We start from the raw sequence: 15,191 nt of genomic DNA, 5'->3' as shown, positions 1-15,191 counted from the left end.
CGCCCCCTGTAGAAGCGGGCTTGCCCCGCGATAGCGATTCGAACAGTACATCGCTATCGCGGGGCAAGCCCGCTCCTACCTGGCCGTTATTGTTTGATCAAGTCGCTGGGCTTCCAGCTCTGGTCGAAGAACGCTTGCTTGGGACCGTACAAGCGCACGATCACCAGGAAGCCTTTGCCTGGAACCGTACGAATCCAGTTCTTGCCCTCGCCCGGTGACTCGGGACCGAAATAGATATCGGTCGAGCCGTCGCTGTTCTGCGCCGGTTTATCCATCTGGTTGAGCGACGGGAACGGCTGGCCATTATCCAGGCCCGAAGCCGTATAGTTGTCGTAGGCGGTCACCGACCAGAACAACGCCGCTGGCACATTGGCGGGCAGGTTGAGCTTGTAGGCCTGGGCACCGTCTAGGAACTTGCCGTCGGCATCGCGCGTGGTGGCTGGGTACTTGGCGCCGGCGCCGACCATGTTCATCACCATGCCCGGGCTGTCGGAATAGGCCGATGTAAAGAACGCCACACGCTGCTCAAGGTTGGTAAAGGTGCCGCTGGCCTGGAACTCGGTATTTTCCCCGGCGAAGGTGTTCACATACTGCCGGTCCTTGTAGTAAAGGCCGCCCGGCTCTTTCATCAGCAGATGGCTGGTGACCACCTTGCTCATCTTGAACGCGGTACGCGCCGCGTCATCCAGCAGCTTGCGTCGCTGCTCATCCGGGGCGAAGGGCTTGCCCTTCTCGATGCCGATGGTATGCAGGAAGCCGCGCATGTCCATGTCCGCCGGGTCGACCGCCTCGGCCTCGATGAAACGTGACAGCAGTTCGAAATAGCGACCGTCCTGGGGGAACAGCATGTTGATCGGTGCGCCGGTGGCATCGGGGAATTGCATCGGCAGCGCCGAGTCCTTCTTGCCCAGCGGATAGATCTTGGTGCGCTCGACCTGGGCCACCGGCACGCTCAGGTCTTTAGGGTCTTTGAAGAAGGTGCGCCAGAACAGGAACACGTTGTTGGTGCGCGAGCGGTAGACGTAGCCTTCGGTGGGTTCCGGGCCGGTGTAGCCAGGCGGCAATAGCACATAGGTGCCACCCTTGCCCTTGTCGGGGCCGGCCAGGCCGACGTCGCCGCGCCAGGTCTTGCCATCGATGGTCGGGCCGACGATGGGCCGCTGGAAGAAGTCATCGAACATACCCTGCACGCCGGGCGGTGCCTCGACCACCAGCGGGCCATATTTTTCCAGGTCCAGATAGCTCATGGCGTAGACCAGGTCGGAGTTCGGCGTGGTCACCAGTGTCTTGGCGTTGATGCGCTTCTTTCAGGTCGGCAGGATGTTGTAGCCGGCACCGAACTGCTTCTCCGACGCTTCTTTCATCGACCAGATGTTGATGGCCGGCAAGGACCACAGGTAGGCCTGCACCGCGCGCTGGAAAATCAGCTCGTCGATCATGCTGCGGGCGGTGGCCTCGGTCGGGAAGCCGTTTTCGAATGGCTGATTGGCCAGTTCTTCGTAACGCGTGGCGGCATCGGCGACACCGCTCAGAGAAACCGCCACTGCCAGGGCGGTCAGGGTGGCTCGCAAACTGCTCATGAAATGTCCTTATGTTGCGCAGATTGAAGAGGATGCAGGCGCTGCCTCAGTTGACCTTGACCACCGCAGGCGGTGTCCACTGGCCGTTCATTGCAGCGGCCTGGGGCCAATAGGCCCGAACGTAGAGCGAGAAATCGGCGCCCTTGGGGGCCGGCAACCAGTTGCTTTCCTTGTCGGCGCCCGGGGACTCGCTCTGCACATACAGCGTCAGCGAGCCGTCGGCATTGGGCTTGAGCGATTTGTTCTTGGTGCCAAGGGAGTAGCGGCCCTGCGGATTTTCCGCGAAGAAGTGCTGCTCGTTGTACAGGGTCAGCGACCAGAAACCCTTGACCGGGGGCAAGGCATCTTTAGGGAATGTCACACTGTAGCGCTGGCCGCCATTGAGGCGCGTGCCGGACTGATCCAGGTCCTGGTAGAAGTACTTGGTCTCGATCTGCTTGTTGACGAAGATGTTCGAGCGGGCGACTGCGGTACGCAGAAAGTAGTCGGTGCCGAACGCTGCGCCGTTGTCGATGGTGCTCCAGTGGTTGGGCAGTTGCTTGCCATAGTTGCGGAACTGCAACAGCGGCTTGACCACCTCGGCATCGGACTTTTGCGCCTCGTCGATCATGGCCTTTTTCAGCTGGGGATCGCGCTGGGCTATCTGCGCCAGCGCCGACAGCTGCGCATAACGGGCCTCTTCGCCGGGCAACGGCTTGGCGTCCTTGAGGATCGCCGGCAACTCATCGAAGAATTTTTCCGGGAACACCCAGCGGGTTTCTTCGGCACCTGCCGCTTCTGACGGGAATTTCGGCGACTTGCTCCAGTCACGTTGCTTGAGCTTGCCGTCGTACTTGGACACCGGGTACATATCGATGCCAGACAGATACTGCTGGATCGCCTTGCGGTCCTCGGGGGTATCGTCCTGGAACACCCGTGGAATCACGAAACCGGTGTTGGTTTTTGCCCGGAACACCTGGGTGATGCCCTCGGGTACCTTGCCGTTCCAGTCAGGGCCCACCAACAGGTAGAAGCCGGGCTTGGTGCCGTACATCTTGCCCAGCTCGGCGAAACTGTCGGAGCGCAGGTCGACGACCTGATACACCCAGAACCGGTCGCCGAAGTCCGGCACCTGGAGTACTACCGGCTCCAGGTCCAGGGCAATGCTGCCGGCACCGTAGACCACGTCCTGGTTCGGGCAGGCCACCAGGCGTTCGCCCGGCGAGATGTAATCGGTGAGCATCGACAGGTGGTTGATCGGTGCCACGGGCACGATTCCGCCCATCAGCCCCGCTTGCGGCAGATCCTTGAACTTCTGGCGCCGGTTATAGATGTTGGCCATCGGCCAACCCCAGAAATACGCCTCGCGCGCCATCATGCGCACATAGGTTTCGGTCACCTTCACATCCGCTTCAGGCCCGGACACCTGGGCCGGCGGCTCGCTCTGGGCCTGAACCTCCGTCGCACCGAGCCACATCGCAGTGGCGAGCAGGCAACAGGTAAATAAAGGGGTCTTGTGCATGAAGGTGCTTCCTTGCTCGAGAGTTTTCGACAGAGGTGTTCCTGGCAGTGAACACATCGATGGAAAATCTAGCAGAGGAATCTGACTCGGCCAGAAAAAGGCATGAGAATCAGGGGAGCTTATTTCCTTTTATCAGGATTGCCGATCTGAACCGATGCTTTTCCGGTCTTGTTATTGGAGGTACTCGCAAGCACCTGAGGCGCCTGAAGTTTTGCCATTGTTGCGAATACGAGCGCTCTGGTCGGGCGTGCGCAGTACGCGCGTCTCCTGACGAGGCCTGAGCGGTCAGTGCACAAAGCCGTCGGTCACCTGCAGCCATTGTTTTTGCCCAGGGGTTCAAACTGCGAGGTGCGACTCTAACGGAGGCGTACGACAATGAGCACTACCAAAATGAGCGCGATGACCTTGGCGCTGCTGACCACAGCGTGCCTGACAGCGTTTGCAGACTCCTACGACGCGGCCGATAGCGCATCAGGGTATATGCAAGCAGTCGGGAGAAATGGTTCGCACTCGATGCACCCCAATGCGCCATTGGCGGCCGAGCAATTCGCCGACGATGACGCATCTGGGTACGTCCGGGCAGGCGGGAGAAATGGTTCACACTCGATGCATCCCGACGCGCCTGTAACAGCCGAACAATTCGCTAACGATAACGCGAAATTGCTACAGCAAACTGGAGATGAATAAGCACATTTTCCCAGGAGCTACTGAGCCTACCGTATGAGTGCTCGAAGCCCGCAGCCGTCGACGGCCGATACTGGAGTGACAATCATCCAGCACGGCACCCACAATCCGGCCTTCGCGGGCTTCGATCACTTCGCTCTTGCAGACGTGCCAATACTCAACGCTGCACGGGCATGCTGGCCGCCTGATTCACCGCTGTCTCCATCGCCTTGATCCAGGGTTCATCGCCCACGGCTTGTGCAAGCAGCCGCGCCCCCACCATCGCGGCAAACAGCACCATGGCCCTGTTTTCATCCTGCGCAGTGGGGGGGCCGCTGGCGTCGGCAGCGGTTACCTCATTGACGAAGGTTTCGAAGAGCGTTTCCGTCCCAGAAACGTAGACCTCGGCACAGGTGCCATCGACCTCCCCGGTTGCCACTGGCGCAGCGAACGCCAACAACGGACACCCCTTGGCCGAGGCGCGATTGCGAAGGTACTGGCGCACCAGTGCCGAGCAGCGACTCTCAGCCACCGAATCGGCTCGCTGGAAAACCTGGCCCCATGCCTGGCGGGACTGGTCGAACGCCAGCGCAAAAGCCTCCGCCACCAAGGCGTCCTTGGACTCGAAGTGCTTGTAGAAGCCTCCCACGGTCATGGCATTGGCGGCCATGACCTGTGCCACCGAGACATTCTCCACACCCGATTCGCGGAACATCCGGCAAGCGGTCTCGACGATCCTGGTGCGGTTTTCCTGCGCTTTTGCCTGCGACGAACGTCCCACCGGCCTACTCCTCCCGCCTGAAGCACACAACCTTGCTCGTCATGCGCTGCAATGCCTCGCCCCGTTGATTGGAAGTAACGCACTCAAGGACCACCATTCCCCGATCTGGACGGGACCGGGAAGGCGCGATGCTGGCCACCGTGCTCCGCACACGCAGGATGTCGCCGGGGCGGGTCGGCTGTGGCCAGCTCAGTTCGACAGTTGCACCAATCACGCCTCCGGCGAACGGAAGGCTGCCCACCAACAGCCTCATGGTAATCGCGCTGGTATGCCAACCGCTCGCAGCTAGCCCCTTGAAGAAAGTGCCCTGGGCAAGACTGTCATCCAGGTGAAACGGTTGCGGATCGTATTCGCGGGCAAAGCGGATGATCTGTTCGGCATCCAGCAGGTACTGCTCGCTGGTGAAGCTATCGCCCACCGCCAGGTCTTGCAGATAGATTGGTTCGCTCATTGCCAGGCTCCTCGAGAGGCTATCGCAAGGGCACGAAGCCCATCTTCACTCGCTTGCTCGAATAGATTATGTACATTATCTTATTTCTGGCAATGCCCGTTTTTTGCGTCTCGCCTGGTCACCTTCCCAAGGAGCCCCACATGCCACTGGTACGCATAGACATCAAGAGACACCCCGACCCCGCCCACCTGCAAAAGCTTGGACAGGCTGTATACAGCGCCATGAAGCGCACGATCGATGTCCCCGATCATGACAACTTCCAGGTGCTGACCGAGCACGATGGCGACCGCTTGGTGTATGACCCGCAATACCTGGGCATCCAGCGTTCGCAGGGCCAGGTGTTCATCCAGATCACGCTCAGTGAAGGGCGCACGACGGAGCAGAAGAAGGCGCTGTACCAGGCCATCGCCGAAGGGATCAACCGGGAGGCAGGCGTGCGCCTGGAGGACGTTTTCATCAATCTGGTCGAGGTCCACAAGGAGAACTGGTCGTTCGGTAACGGCGTCGCTCAATACGCCCATCCACATTCGACTGACAGGCGCCCCATGTAGAACCACATGCAGGCGGCCCATCACAAAGGAAGCGGCCTATCTTGGACGACCCGCTTCATGACGAGCGTCGAGGTCAGCCGTTGCACATTGGGTAACGTCGAAAGACTCTCATCGTAGAGCCTCTGGAAGGCTGGTAGATCCTGGGTGATTACGTGCAGCAGGTAGTCCGGCTCCCCGAACAGACGCTGGGCATCAACCACCTGGGGAATGTCGACCAGCGCCGTCTCGAAGGCGTCTACAGCTTGCCGGTCGCCCTCTCGAAGCGTGGCAAATACCATGGCGGAAAAGTTCAGGCCGAGCGCACCAGGATCGAGCTGTGCGCGATACCCCAGCAACACACCCGCCTCCTCCAGCGCCCGCACTCGCCGATGGCAGGGGGACAGGCTCAAACCCACGCGCTCGGCCAGTTCGGTGACCGACAGCCGACCATCCTTTTGCAGCTCGGAAAGAATCTTTCGATCAATCCTGTCCATATAGAAGAATCTCCCAATCTGAGCATTCATGATGATAATTTTTGAAAGTAAATTCTAATCAGATTTCACTATTCTTCCTTCAATCATTCATTGCCGTTGATTCAAGGAGCGGGTAGCACCATGACGTTCAGCGTTTTCGTTGCATTCTGGGCCGTGTCGATTCTGTTCATCATCACGCCAGGCGCAGACTGGGCCTACGCGATTTCGGCGGGATTGAAGCATCGAGTTGTCTTGCCCGCCGTGGGTGGCCTGTTATCCGGCCACTTGATTGCCACATTGATTGTTGCCGGGGGTGTTGGCACCTTGGTCGCCAACCATCCCCTGGCCTTGTCGGCGATGACGATTGCCGGCGCGGGTTACCTGCTCTGGTTGGGCGCCAACATGCTTGCCCGCCCTTGCACACCTCACGCGGATGAGACTCGGACGCCAGGTTCGTGGCAGCGCTGGGCGCTCAAGGGGCTCTGCGTGAGCGGGCTGAACCCGAAGGTTTTCCTGCTGTTTCTGGCGCTCTTGCCTCAATTTGCCGACGCCACCGCTCCCTGGCCGGTACCGATGCAGATGATTGCGCTCGGGCTCGTCCACATTGTCAGTTGTAGCGTGGTCTATCTGTTGGTCGGATTCGGCTCGCAGGTTGTTCTTCAGGCCCGCCCTGTCGCCGCTCGCCGGGTCAGTCAATTTTCCGGAGTCGCCATGATCATCATTGCGCTGGTGCTGCTGGTGGAGCAGATCCACGTTTGATCCCACATCAGCGATGACAGTTTCCACTTTCAGCCATTGCTTCATCCCAACCAGGGAGCGCTTATGAAAAGCCCGAGAGAACGTGCCGCCGAAGGCCTGCAGGTCGGTGATCGGTTCACCCTAGTCCGCACTTTTACAGAGGATGATATTCGCCAGTTCGCGCAGATCTCTCGTGACTACAACCCGGTTCATTGCGATGCGCGCTACGCGCAGCTGCGCAGGTTCAAATCACCCATTGCCCACGGTCTTCTGACCGCCAGCCTCGTCACCGAAATTGGCGGGCAGATCGGCTGGCTGGCAACAGGGATGAGTTTCGAGTTCAAACGACCGGTTTATCCAGGCGAGCAGATCACCTGCTACTGGCTCATCGCCGACATCGATGAACGGGGTCACGCTAAAGCCGAAGTCCGGATTCTCAACGCGCAGGGAGTCACGGTGCTGGAGGCAACGACAACTGGCGTGCTACCCGGTACTGAAGAGCGGGAGCACCTCAACCAAATGCTGGTCGAGGGTGATCTCACTAACGGCGCTCGCTGAATGTGCGTGGGTTAGATAAAGATCTTGCCTCGCAGGTAAAGCGCTGCGTGACCACTGATAATGACCCGGTCGCTGTCCAGGACTTCGCAGTGCAGCTGGCCTTTGCGTGCCCCGCCTTGCTCGGCACTCAGGGCCCGTTTACCTAACCGCTCCGCCCAATAGGGCGCAAGGGAGGTATGGGCGGAGCCGGTGACCGGGTCTTCATTCACGCCCACCCGCGGCCCGAACCAGCGAGAGACAAAGTCGAAGTCACGACTCGGCGCGGTTACAGCGATACCACGCACATCGAATGCGGCCAGAGCCACGAAGTCGGGGTCAAGGTCAGCAATGATGGACTCGTCCCTGACCACAACCAGGTAGTCATCCGTGCGATAAAGCGCCTCAACCTCTTCGAGGCCCAAGGCTTGAAGCAGGCCAGGCGGAACGACAACTGCCTCAGGCTTCTTGGCCGGGAAGTCCATGGCCAGGCGACTACCTTCGCGACGCACTCGCATTACCTGAGCAAAAACAATCTTCTACGGCGGTGTTGCAATGGTCAAGGAGGAGGCTCGCCGACCGCTTATGCCTGAATCTCCCCCTTGGAGCGAGTTGCGCGGGCTGCGACGTAACCACCGTCCACGGGAAGGGTTACGCCATTGATATAGCGTGCCGCCGGCGATGCCAGGAAGATCGCCGCGCCGGCCATGTCTTCGGGCTCGGCCCAGTCGCCGGAGGGAATGCGCGAGACGATCTGGGCGTTGAGCTCGGTGATTTCACGGCCGACTTGGCTGCACCGTAGGCAGGCACATTCGGTGCAGAACGCCGTCAGTGTTTCGCCCAAGCAAGCCGCATTGCTCAATCGTGAATTTCACTTTGGCGTCGTCGCTGCCGCTCGCATGCCTGTCATATTCAAGACACTCGAGAACATCTGGGTGACTATGGGCCGTTGCTAGGGACTTTTCACACTGAAGTGCCCGTGCGAGACCTGGCCGCGGGTGAGCACAAGCATCTTGAGGTGCTGGAAGCGCTTCGGACCCGTAACGGGCCGACGGCCAAGGCCGCACTGCAGGCTGATATTGCCTGGAGCGAGGTGATGGTTGGTTGGCTTGAGCGCAAGAGGAACTGTGCAAGGTGTAGGTGTCTTCCGTACAGGTACCTGAGATCCGCTTCAGCCCGTCGTGGACCATCGCCGATCACGTCGTCTGCTCGAGCCCCCTCAAAGCCTCCATAGAGCTGATCCTGATCCGACCGTATTCAATGGAAAGGATGCCGCGCGCGACCATTTCCTTGAGTTCGAGCGCGAGTGTCTGGCGGGTGATGCCTAGCATCATTGCCAGCATCTCTTGGGTAATGGCGACCACATGGCCACTGCCGCTTGCCGTCGCCTCTGCTCGAGCCAGCCTGTGCAACTGGCGGGCGACCCGGGCCCTGGTCGAGCGTAGCAGCGCATCCTCGATCAACTCATAGAGCGAGCGCATGCGCGCTGCCTGCAACCGTGCAATCGATCGAGCGAAACTGTTGCGGTGCATCAGCTCGGTAAAAACGTCGCTGCCGACGCGAAGCACGTTCGAACTCTTGAGCGCCGTTACATCATGAGACCTCGGCAGGCCATCGATTATCGACGCTTCACCGAACCAGGTTCCCGGTTCAAGCACACCCAGAATGGCTTCCTTGCCGTTTTCCAACAGCGTAGAGCCCTTAACGGCCCCCTCGACCACTGCGTAGAAGCCGTCAGCCCGGTCGCCTTGGCGGAACACGAATTCGCCCGGCCCAAAATGCAGTGGCGTGGCTTCACAGAGAAGCACCTTTTGTTCGTGAAGGTCCAACGCACCGAACCACGGCGCTGAGGACATGCGCTCCAACAAGGTGTCTTTGGCCAAGTGCATCGAACGGTACTCGTAAAAAGTGGATGGATTCCAGGATTGCAAGATTTCTTGCAGTTCGGCCCCGAGCAGGTCGGCACTATGTATCGACACAGGCCTGTTTGCCCTGGCAAGTCGATTCGCCCCTACCTCGGAGCCGTCATGAACAATCGTGCAACGTTCACCAGTTTCCAAAACAGCACCAGGCAAGACTGGCAGTTGATCAGTAACGAATTTCTTGCCTACTCGAAACAACTTCCAGACCGAGTGATGGCACACCTTCGTCTGCTCGAGGGAGATTGCGGCGGCTTTCCCATCGATCGATATGCCCATTCGCTGCAAACGGCCACGCTGGCACTTCGCGACGGGCGTGACGAAGAGTACGTCGTCTGCGCGCTACTGCATGACATCGGTGACACGCTCGGCTTCGCGTCCAATCATCCCGACATCGCAGCCGCGATACTCAAGCCTTTTGTCAGCGAAGCCAACCACTGGATGGTGCTGAACCATGGCATCTTCCAGGGCTATTACTACTTCCATCACCTCGGTGCGGACAGGAACATGCGCGACATGTTCAAAGACAGCCCGCACTACGCCCACACCGAAGAGTTCTGTGCGCTTTACGACAGCATGGCCTTCAACCCGGACGCCGAGACCCTTGCGCTCAGCGTGTTCGAACCCATGTTGCGTCGCGTGCTGGCGAAGCGGCGCAACATGTAGCTGTACCTAGCAAATGCAATGCGTATTGCTCTTGCCAATCACTGGTAAAACCGGTCGCTTTTTCTTCTTTGGCCAGCGCCGGTGTCAGCATCAGCGCACACGCCAGTGCAGGAAGGGAAACATCCAAAGTTCTCATCGTTACCTATCTTGTTATTCGATGAAAAGAGGCAAACATCCACGGTAAGTCGGCAGCCGGCACAGGGGCCGGTTTGATGCGGGGCATTGGGGTGCCCGGGAGCCTGAGCGCAGCAAGCCAGGCAGCTCACGGGACAGCCTTCTGCTCTCCCGTTGCAGCTGTACTTTGCTGCTTGCCGTAATGCGGCAGCACGTCATTGGACTGTCCCGGCGCCAGATTAGGGTACTGCTTCAGGCTTTCACGGTAGCCCGCGATAACCGGCTGTATCTTTCTGCTTAGCCAGGTGTTTTGCCAGATGATATTGAAACGCTCCTTAGGATCGGAGGCCAGGTTGAAAGCCTGTGGGAACGACCACTCCTCGACGACCCCATCGACGCGGTCGAGGCCTGCCATGTGGATCTTGTAGTTCCGCCATTTGACGGCCATCAGGCGGTCGCCGACGAACACCAGCACGGATTCACGGTTGGACTTCTCCTGTTTGGCAGTAAGGAAGTCGAGCTGGTCCACGCCGTCAATCGGCCGGTCGGTCGGGACCTTGCCACCGGCGATGTGCGCGATGGTCGGGAACAGGTCGACTGCCGAAACGATCTGATTGCTGACGCGTCCGGCAGGAATGTTGCCTGGCCAGCGCATGATGTAGGGGGTGCGTATGTTGCCTTCCAGCGCGGTGCCGATCTCCCCTCGCCACGGCCCGGCGTCGCCATTCGTCCAGGTCGGCGTATTGGTCGGCAACGGGGATGGCCCATTGTCGCTCGCCCATACCACGACCGTTTTGTCGTCCAACCCCGCCGCCTTGAGCGCATCGAGAATGCGACCGACATTATGGTCGTGCTCCAGCAGGCTGTCGCCAAACTCACCAGCGGGCGACTGCCCCTTGAACTCCGGGTTGGCAAGCACAGGGTGATGGGCGAACGCGAACGGCACATACAGGAAGAACGGCCGTTTATCCTTTGCACTGGCGGCGAGGTACTCGACGGCGCGATCGGTCACCATCCGGTCTATCTGCCGACGGGTGTTCTGGTCATACACCTGCAGGTTGCGAGGCGCCCCACCCTTGCTGGCCTCGCGAATGTAATCCACATCCCGCAGCGGCATATCGGTGTCTCCCGCCCAATAACTGACATCGCTGGTCTCGAAACCAAACCACTGGTCGAAGCCCTGGTCTGTCGGCAAGCGTCCCGGGCCCGTGCCCAAATGCCATTTGCCCAATAGTGCCGTCCGATAGCCTGCGTCACCTAGCATCTCGGCCAGGGTGATTTCCCATCGATGCAACCCGCCCTCGGCACCGGAGCCAATCGCCTTGCCAATACCGGAACGAATCGGCAGTCGCCCGGTCAACAACGCAGCGCGACTTGGGGTGCATTGGTTCTCGACATTGAAGTTGGTCAGCCGCACACCTTCGGCGGCCAGCTGATCAATGCGCGGCGTCGGGGTGTCGAGTATTCCGCCGTTGTAGCTGGAAGGCACGCCATAGCCGACGTTGTCGGCAAGCAAAATCACAATGTTGGGTTTGCTGGCGCTGCCCGGGCGGCTATCGGCCTGCGCCCACGTGGTTTGCGCCAGCACGCCCAGGCTCACGCCAACGAGCAATGTGAGGGCCATGCGAGCCCGCTTCGCTGGAGGGTTCTTTACTGAAGCCGGCGTGTTATCGAGAAGGATCATGTTCGCGTCCTTGCCCTTGTCAGGTAGGGGGTCTTTTGAACTGAGCCCCACGCTAATCGTTACCCCGCGCATCTACCCCCCTCGGGGAGAGGGGGTGAATCATGGCGAGTGGTAGCGGCCCTGCTTCCAATCAAGCGCTCACATGACGGACCGAAGGTTTAGCGTTGCCCCTCCTGCACGGTGACCCTCACGCCGGTGGCCACGATCTCGTACTGCGTCTCGGAGATTTTCTTCACCTCGCCACCAAACTGCATTTCGAAATGCTTCAGGCCTTCATGTCGAACCATGCCGTGTGGTGAACGCTCCACCGTTTCGTCCTGATATATGTTGATCACATATTTCAGATTATCCGTGCCAATTCCCACTATTTTCCCGACATATTTATCTGCCATGTCCGAACTCCTTGGGTGAAGCCTCAAAGTAGCTGGTACCGCCAGATCAATCCACCGCTCATAAAAAACCCGGCGCAACGGCCGGGTCTTTTCATCCATTGGGCGCGCAGGACGAGGCGATGGCCTGAAGATTCATCACCTGCATGGGCTTGGCCAAGCGGATTTCCAGGAAAGCTGGTTACTTGAGCTGCAACCGAAGGTTGTTCAAATGCTCAAGGGCAGCTTCCTTCTCCTCCATGCCGACCGGGCCCTCGCTGCCCATGATGGATGAGTACGCATCTTCATAGACCTTCGCCACAATCTGGGCGCTCTCGGACCGTTTCAGGAAAGCCATTAGAAGGTGTTCTACCGCATCGACTTGCGCTTGATTCAAGCTCACAACGACCTCCTAGACCCGGCCCCATGCCGGTCACCCGTAATACCCCATCCGCACCCAAATTGCCACCTGCTCTCCCCGTGTTCGGGGGCGGCCCAGCCCCTATGAAGGGGCCACTGCCGTTCAGGGCCTGGCCCGCAGATAGGTCCAGATCGCCACGACATCAACGACGACCACGATCGCGACCAGGAAAATCGTGAAATAGACAGCCCTCATTAACATGACCAGGTACCTTCCGCTGGTTGGGTCGCTGAAACAGAGCAATTCCTGTTCCAATTCCCCGGCTGTGGCGGCTTGGGGGCGTCTGTCGTTCACGGTGATCAGAAGTCGGGCAAATCAGATATTCGCCTGCCCGGCTGGGGGCTCCCTTCAGTCAACGACCCTTTTCCATCGAGGTGTATCGACCCACCTCCTATCCAGGATAAAGGTGAGCCAAAGATCAGCTGAAACTTGTCGCCCTCATGAATCAGCCCAATGACTTCATCTACGGAGAATGCTCGCGGATCGGGGCTGACTTGGGCAGGAGCCGCGGCAACCTCGATGCCGTGCGTCTCGAACCCCTGCAGTGCGACCAACTTTCCCGTTTTGTCTCGTCTCGCTGCGTTCACGTTGTAAAGAGCCATGGCAGGCACCTCCCGATGAACCTTGAATTATAGCTTTCTGCGCAGGTATCCCCTGCGTGCGCAAGACTGGCCTAGAAACATTGAGTAGAGGGTGAGAGGGCTGAGGACTACTTGCGGATCCGTTTTGATTCTTTCTGATCGGCGCGGGCATAAAACTACCCACGAAAAAACACTCGCCGGCCCCACAAGCCAACTGACGGTCGTTCCTGGACTGACAACTGGCACGACGATAGTGAGTGCGAACAGGCCACGTAGCGCTGGCCGAGGCCAGGAAGACCGGCATATGCCGCGATCTACGCATTCGAGCCAAGGGCATGGTCACCGATGCGGCCGGCAAGCGGGCTATCAACAACAAGACCAAGACACCAAAGGTTGGCTGGGTAGACTTACAGACCTAAACACTATCTGACCAAGGAGTACATCTGCACTTCCACAGACATATCAGACCTTTTGCGAGCGCATCGGCGCCTCGGGCACGCCCTTCTCGGCAACATGACGGGCCTTGCCTACACCCCAGGCCAGAGACCGGGTCATCGACTCGCCCTTGCGGCAGTCGATGCCCTCTTCGTAGAGAGCCTGACCCGATGCTGCGTACACCCCAATGAACAACTGAGTAGCGCCCGTGCGGGACAACCGGACCTGTACGTCGATAGATGCCCCATCGCTGAGTTCCTCATTATGAATTCTGCAATGAAGCGTGGGATCCGCCCACTTCCAATAGGCACTGCCTCTGATGCGCTGCATTTGAATCCTCCTGGTCGATCTTCAAGTAGGACACACAGGGGGATGAACGGCTACATCGATATGCCCGTTCTTTGAACTGATATGAACTCTCAACACGAAAATCATGATAGCCGCAGTTACCGCAGGAGAAAGACATGCCTGAAAAGAAACGCCCTATCCTGTTCAACGGGCCGATGGTTCGCGCGGTGCTGGATGGTCGGAAGATTACGGAGCGGGTCTACCGCCGAATCGTCGCGATTGCCAAGCCTTCAAAATAGGAAAGTTTCGGAGCCCCTAGCCAAAAGTTTCGAAACTCCGAGCTTTTTAGCGCGCAAAGAAAAACCCCGCAGACGTTAATCTGCGGGGCTTTCAATAATGGAGGCCGAGGTCGGAATCGAACCGGCGTAGACGGATTTGCAATCCGGAGCATAACCACTTTGCTACTCGGCCTCAAATGCTCGAGATCCTTGAAACAGCAATCTCAAACATATACAACTCTTTAAGGAAACAACTCACTACAACTGCTATCTCCTTGAAAACGCTAGGCTTTTCAGCTGCCTCGTTTTCGATGGACGCAATTATGTACTCATTCTTTTGTGCTGACAACCCCTTGAATTCAAAAAGTTTTATTTTTTTCAATCAAGGGGACTGGCGTGCCGTGGTGTCGGGGTTCGCCCCCAGGCTTCGGGGTGACGCCGGCCCGGCAAAGGGTCTTATCATACAGGTTATGCCCTGCCCCGTTACGGATATCCGCGCCGATGATGCAAACCGAACTGGATCTGTTCGATCCCACAAGCCCGCAGCCTCCGCAGTGGGTCGCTGCGCGGGCGGTGCTGCTGCCAGGGTTTGCTTTACCGGCGGTACAGGCGTTGTTGCCAGCGTTGCGCAAGGTCATCGCCGATGCCCCCTTTCGCCATATGGTCACGCCGGGTGGCTTGACGATGGCGGTGGGGTTGACCAACTGCGGCTCTCTGGGCTGGGTCAGTGATGTTCAGGGCTATCGCTACAGCCCGGTCGATCCGCTCAGTGGTCGTCCCTGGCCAGCGTTGCCCGAGGCGCTGCTGGTGCTGGCCGGCAATGCCGGCGCTGCCGCTGGGTTCGCAGAATTTTTACCCGATGCCTGCCTGGTCAATTGCTACCGCCCCGGCAATCGATTGAGCCTGCACCAGGACCGCGACGAGCGCGACTTCACGCAGCCTATCGTGTCGGTGTCCCTGGGATTGCCGGCGGTGTTCTTGTTGGGCGGTCATACGCGCGGCGACCCCACTCGGCGCATCGAACTGCGCCATGGCGATGTGTTGGTCTGGGGTGGCGAGGACCGGCTGCGCTTTCATGGCGTGCAACCCCTCAAGCCTGGGGTGCATCCGCTGCTGGGCAGTCGGCGCATCAACCTGACCTTGCGCAAGGCCGGATGACCCGCCCCACGCCTTGACCCGCGCCAGG

General features: G+C 59.1%; 18 protein-coding genes, 1 tRNA gene and 2 pseudogenes. 7 read left to right on the top strand and 14 right to left on the bottom strand.

Annotated features, from left to right (window positions below; genetic code table 11):
• Window positions 1-86: 86 nt before the first annotated feature.
• Together NPS58_RS04880 and NPS58_RS04875 are read right to left on the bottom strand one after the other, a co-directional pair.
• Window positions 87-1,580: pseudogene (locus tag NPS58_RS04880) on the bottom strand (DUF1254 domain-containing protein).
• A gap of 46 nt (window positions 1,581-1,626) precedes the next feature.
• Entirely contained in the window at window positions 1,627-3,081 is a 1,455-nt protein-coding gene (locus tag NPS58_RS04875; protein ID WP_274114030.1) for a DUF1254 domain-containing protein, read from the bottom strand.
• 375 nt (window positions 3,082-3,456) lie between these two features.
• On the opposite strand from NPS58_RS04875, the gene NPS58_RS04870 reads away from it, so the two are divergent.
• Window positions 3,457-3,768, top strand: a complete 312-nt coding sequence (locus NPS58_RS04870; RefSeq protein ID WP_274114028.1) for a hypothetical protein — start codon at window positions 3,457-3,459, stop codon at window positions 3,766-3,768.
• Between the two features lie 154 nt (window positions 3,769-3,922).
• Here the strand turns inward: NPS58_RS04870 and NPS58_RS04865 are convergent, their stop codons facing one another.
• A complete protein-coding gene (locus NPS58_RS04865; protein ID WP_274114026.1) occupies window positions 3,923-4,525 on the bottom strand; it encodes a TetR/AcrR family transcriptional regulator in 603 nt (200 codons plus the stop codon).
• A 4-nt stretch (window positions 4,526-4,529) separates the two neighbouring features.
• Window positions 4,530-4,976 carry a MaoC family dehydratase gene (locus tag NPS58_RS04860; RefSeq protein ID WP_274114024.1) on the bottom strand — a complete coding sequence of 149 codons (447 nt, stop codon included), beginning with the start codon at window positions 4,974-4,976 and terminating at the stop codon, window positions 4,530-4,532.
• 140 nt (window positions 4,977-5,116) lie between these two features.
• On the opposite strand from NPS58_RS04860, the gene NPS58_RS04855 reads away from it, so the two are divergent.
• Window positions 5,117-5,527, top strand: a complete 411-nt coding sequence (locus NPS58_RS04855; RefSeq protein ID WP_274114023.1) for a tautomerase family protein — start codon at window positions 5,117-5,119, stop codon at window positions 5,525-5,527.
• A gap of 20 nt (window positions 5,528-5,547) precedes the next feature.
• On the opposite strand, the gene NPS58_RS04850 is transcribed toward NPS58_RS04855, so the two are convergent.
• Window positions 5,548-6,000: an Lrp/AsnC family transcriptional regulator gene (locus NPS58_RS04850; protein WP_274115360.1), complete on the bottom strand. Its 453-nt coding sequence runs from the start codon at window positions 5,998-6,000 to the stop codon at window positions 5,548-5,550.
• Window positions 6,001-6,120: 120 nt separating this feature from the next.
• Between NPS58_RS04850 and NPS58_RS04845 the strand changes: the two genes are divergently transcribed.
• Both NPS58_RS04845 and NPS58_RS04840 read left to right on the top strand, forming a co-directional pair.
• On the top strand, window positions 6,121-6,738 hold the full coding sequence (locus NPS58_RS04845) for a LysE family translocator (protein WP_274114021.1): 618 nt from the start codon (window positions 6,121-6,123) through the stop codon (window positions 6,736-6,738).
• Between the two features lie 63 nt (window positions 6,739-6,801).
• On the top strand, window positions 6,802-7,275 hold the full coding sequence (locus NPS58_RS04840; protein WP_274114019.1) for a MaoC family dehydratase: 474 nt from the start codon (window positions 6,802-6,804) through the stop codon (window positions 7,273-7,275).
• An 11-nt stretch (window positions 7,276-7,286) separates the two neighbouring features.
• Here the strand turns inward: NPS58_RS04840 and NPS58_RS04835 are convergent.
• The 3 genes and pseudogenes from NPS58_RS04835 to NPS58_RS04825 all read right to left on the bottom strand — a co-directional run.
• Window positions 7,287-7,745, bottom strand: a pseudogene (locus tag NPS58_RS04835) (PhzF family phenazine biosynthesis protein); the annotation flags it as partial.
• An 89-nt stretch (window positions 7,746-7,834) separates the two neighbouring features.
• Window positions 7,835-8,113 (bottom strand): SDR family oxidoreductase, encoded by a 279-nt coding sequence (locus NPS58_RS04830; protein WP_274114017.1) that lies wholly within the window; start codon window positions 8,111-8,113, stop codon window positions 7,835-7,837.
• Window positions 8,114-8,447: 334 nt separating this feature from the next.
• Window positions 8,448-9,230 (bottom strand): Crp/Fnr family transcriptional regulator, encoded by a 783-nt coding sequence (locus tag NPS58_RS04825; RefSeq protein WP_274114015.1) that lies wholly within the window; start codon window positions 9,228-9,230, stop codon window positions 8,448-8,450.
• A 48-nt stretch (window positions 9,231-9,278) separates the two neighbouring features.
• On the opposite strand from NPS58_RS04825, the gene NPS58_RS04820 reads away from it, so the two are divergent.
• On the top strand, window positions 9,279-9,836 hold the full coding sequence (locus NPS58_RS04820; RefSeq protein ID WP_274114013.1) for an HD domain-containing protein: 558 nt from the start codon (window positions 9,279-9,281) through the stop codon (window positions 9,834-9,836).
• Window positions 9,837-10,098: 262 nt separating this feature from the next.
• Here the strand turns inward: NPS58_RS04820 and NPS58_RS04815 are convergent, their stop codons facing one another.
• From NPS58_RS04815 to NPS58_RS04795, 5 genes are all read right to left on the bottom strand, one after another.
• Window positions 10,099-11,634, bottom strand: coding sequence for an arylsulfatase (locus NPS58_RS04815; protein ID WP_274114011.1), 1,536 nt, complete (start codon window positions 11,632-11,634; stop codon window positions 10,099-10,101).
• 158 nt (window positions 11,635-11,792) lie between these two features.
• Window positions 11,793-12,026: a hypothetical protein gene (locus tag NPS58_RS04810; protein WP_274114010.1), complete on the bottom strand. Its 234-nt coding sequence runs from the start codon at window positions 12,024-12,026 to the stop codon at window positions 11,793-11,795.
• A gap of 178 nt (window positions 12,027-12,204) precedes the next feature.
• Complete coding sequence (locus tag NPS58_RS04805; protein ID WP_051939439.1) at window positions 12,205-12,405, bottom strand: hypothetical protein; 201 nt, start codon at window positions 12,403-12,405, stop codon at window positions 12,205-12,207.
• Between the two features lie 317 nt (window positions 12,406-12,722).
• The gene (locus NPS58_RS04800; protein ID WP_274114007.1) at window positions 12,723-13,025 is read right to left on the bottom strand and encodes a hypothetical protein; all 303 of its coding nucleotides are present in this window, start codon (window positions 13,023-13,025) and stop codon (window positions 12,723-12,725) included.
• A gap of 441 nt (window positions 13,026-13,466) precedes the next feature.
• Window positions 13,467-13,769, bottom strand: coding sequence for a hypothetical protein (locus NPS58_RS04795; protein WP_274114005.1), 303 nt, complete (start codon window positions 13,767-13,769; stop codon window positions 13,467-13,469).
• Between the two features lie 134 nt (window positions 13,770-13,903).
• Here NPS58_RS04795 and NPS58_RS04790 point away from each other — a divergent pair, with 134 nt between their 5' ends.
• Window positions 13,904-14,026, top strand: coding sequence for a hypothetical protein (locus tag NPS58_RS04790; protein WP_274114003.1), 123 nt, complete (start codon window positions 13,904-13,906; stop codon window positions 14,024-14,026).
• Between the two features lie 98 nt (window positions 14,027-14,124).
• Here NPS58_RS04790 and NPS58_RS04785 read toward each other — a convergent pair.
• Window positions 14,125-14,198, bottom strand: a tRNA-Cys gene (locus NPS58_RS04785).
• A 308-nt stretch (window positions 14,199-14,506) separates the two neighbouring features.
• Here NPS58_RS04785 and alkB point away from each other — a divergent pair.
• Window positions 14,507-15,163, top strand: coding sequence for a DNA oxidative demethylase AlkB (gene alkB, locus NPS58_RS04780; RefSeq protein WP_274114001.1), 657 nt, complete (start codon window positions 14,507-14,509; stop codon window positions 15,161-15,163).
• The last annotated feature ends 28 nt before the right edge of the window (window positions 15,164-15,191 follow it).

Source organism: Pseudomonas putida, assembly GCF_028682455.1.
In the GTDB taxonomy this organism is placed as follows: domain Bacteria; phylum Pseudomonadota; class Gammaproteobacteria; order Pseudomonadales; family Pseudomonadaceae; genus Aquipseudomonas; species Aquipseudomonas putida_AA.
The sequence above is the reverse complement of the archived record's forward strand: the minus strand, read 5'-3'. Positions and strand labels throughout refer to the sequence as shown.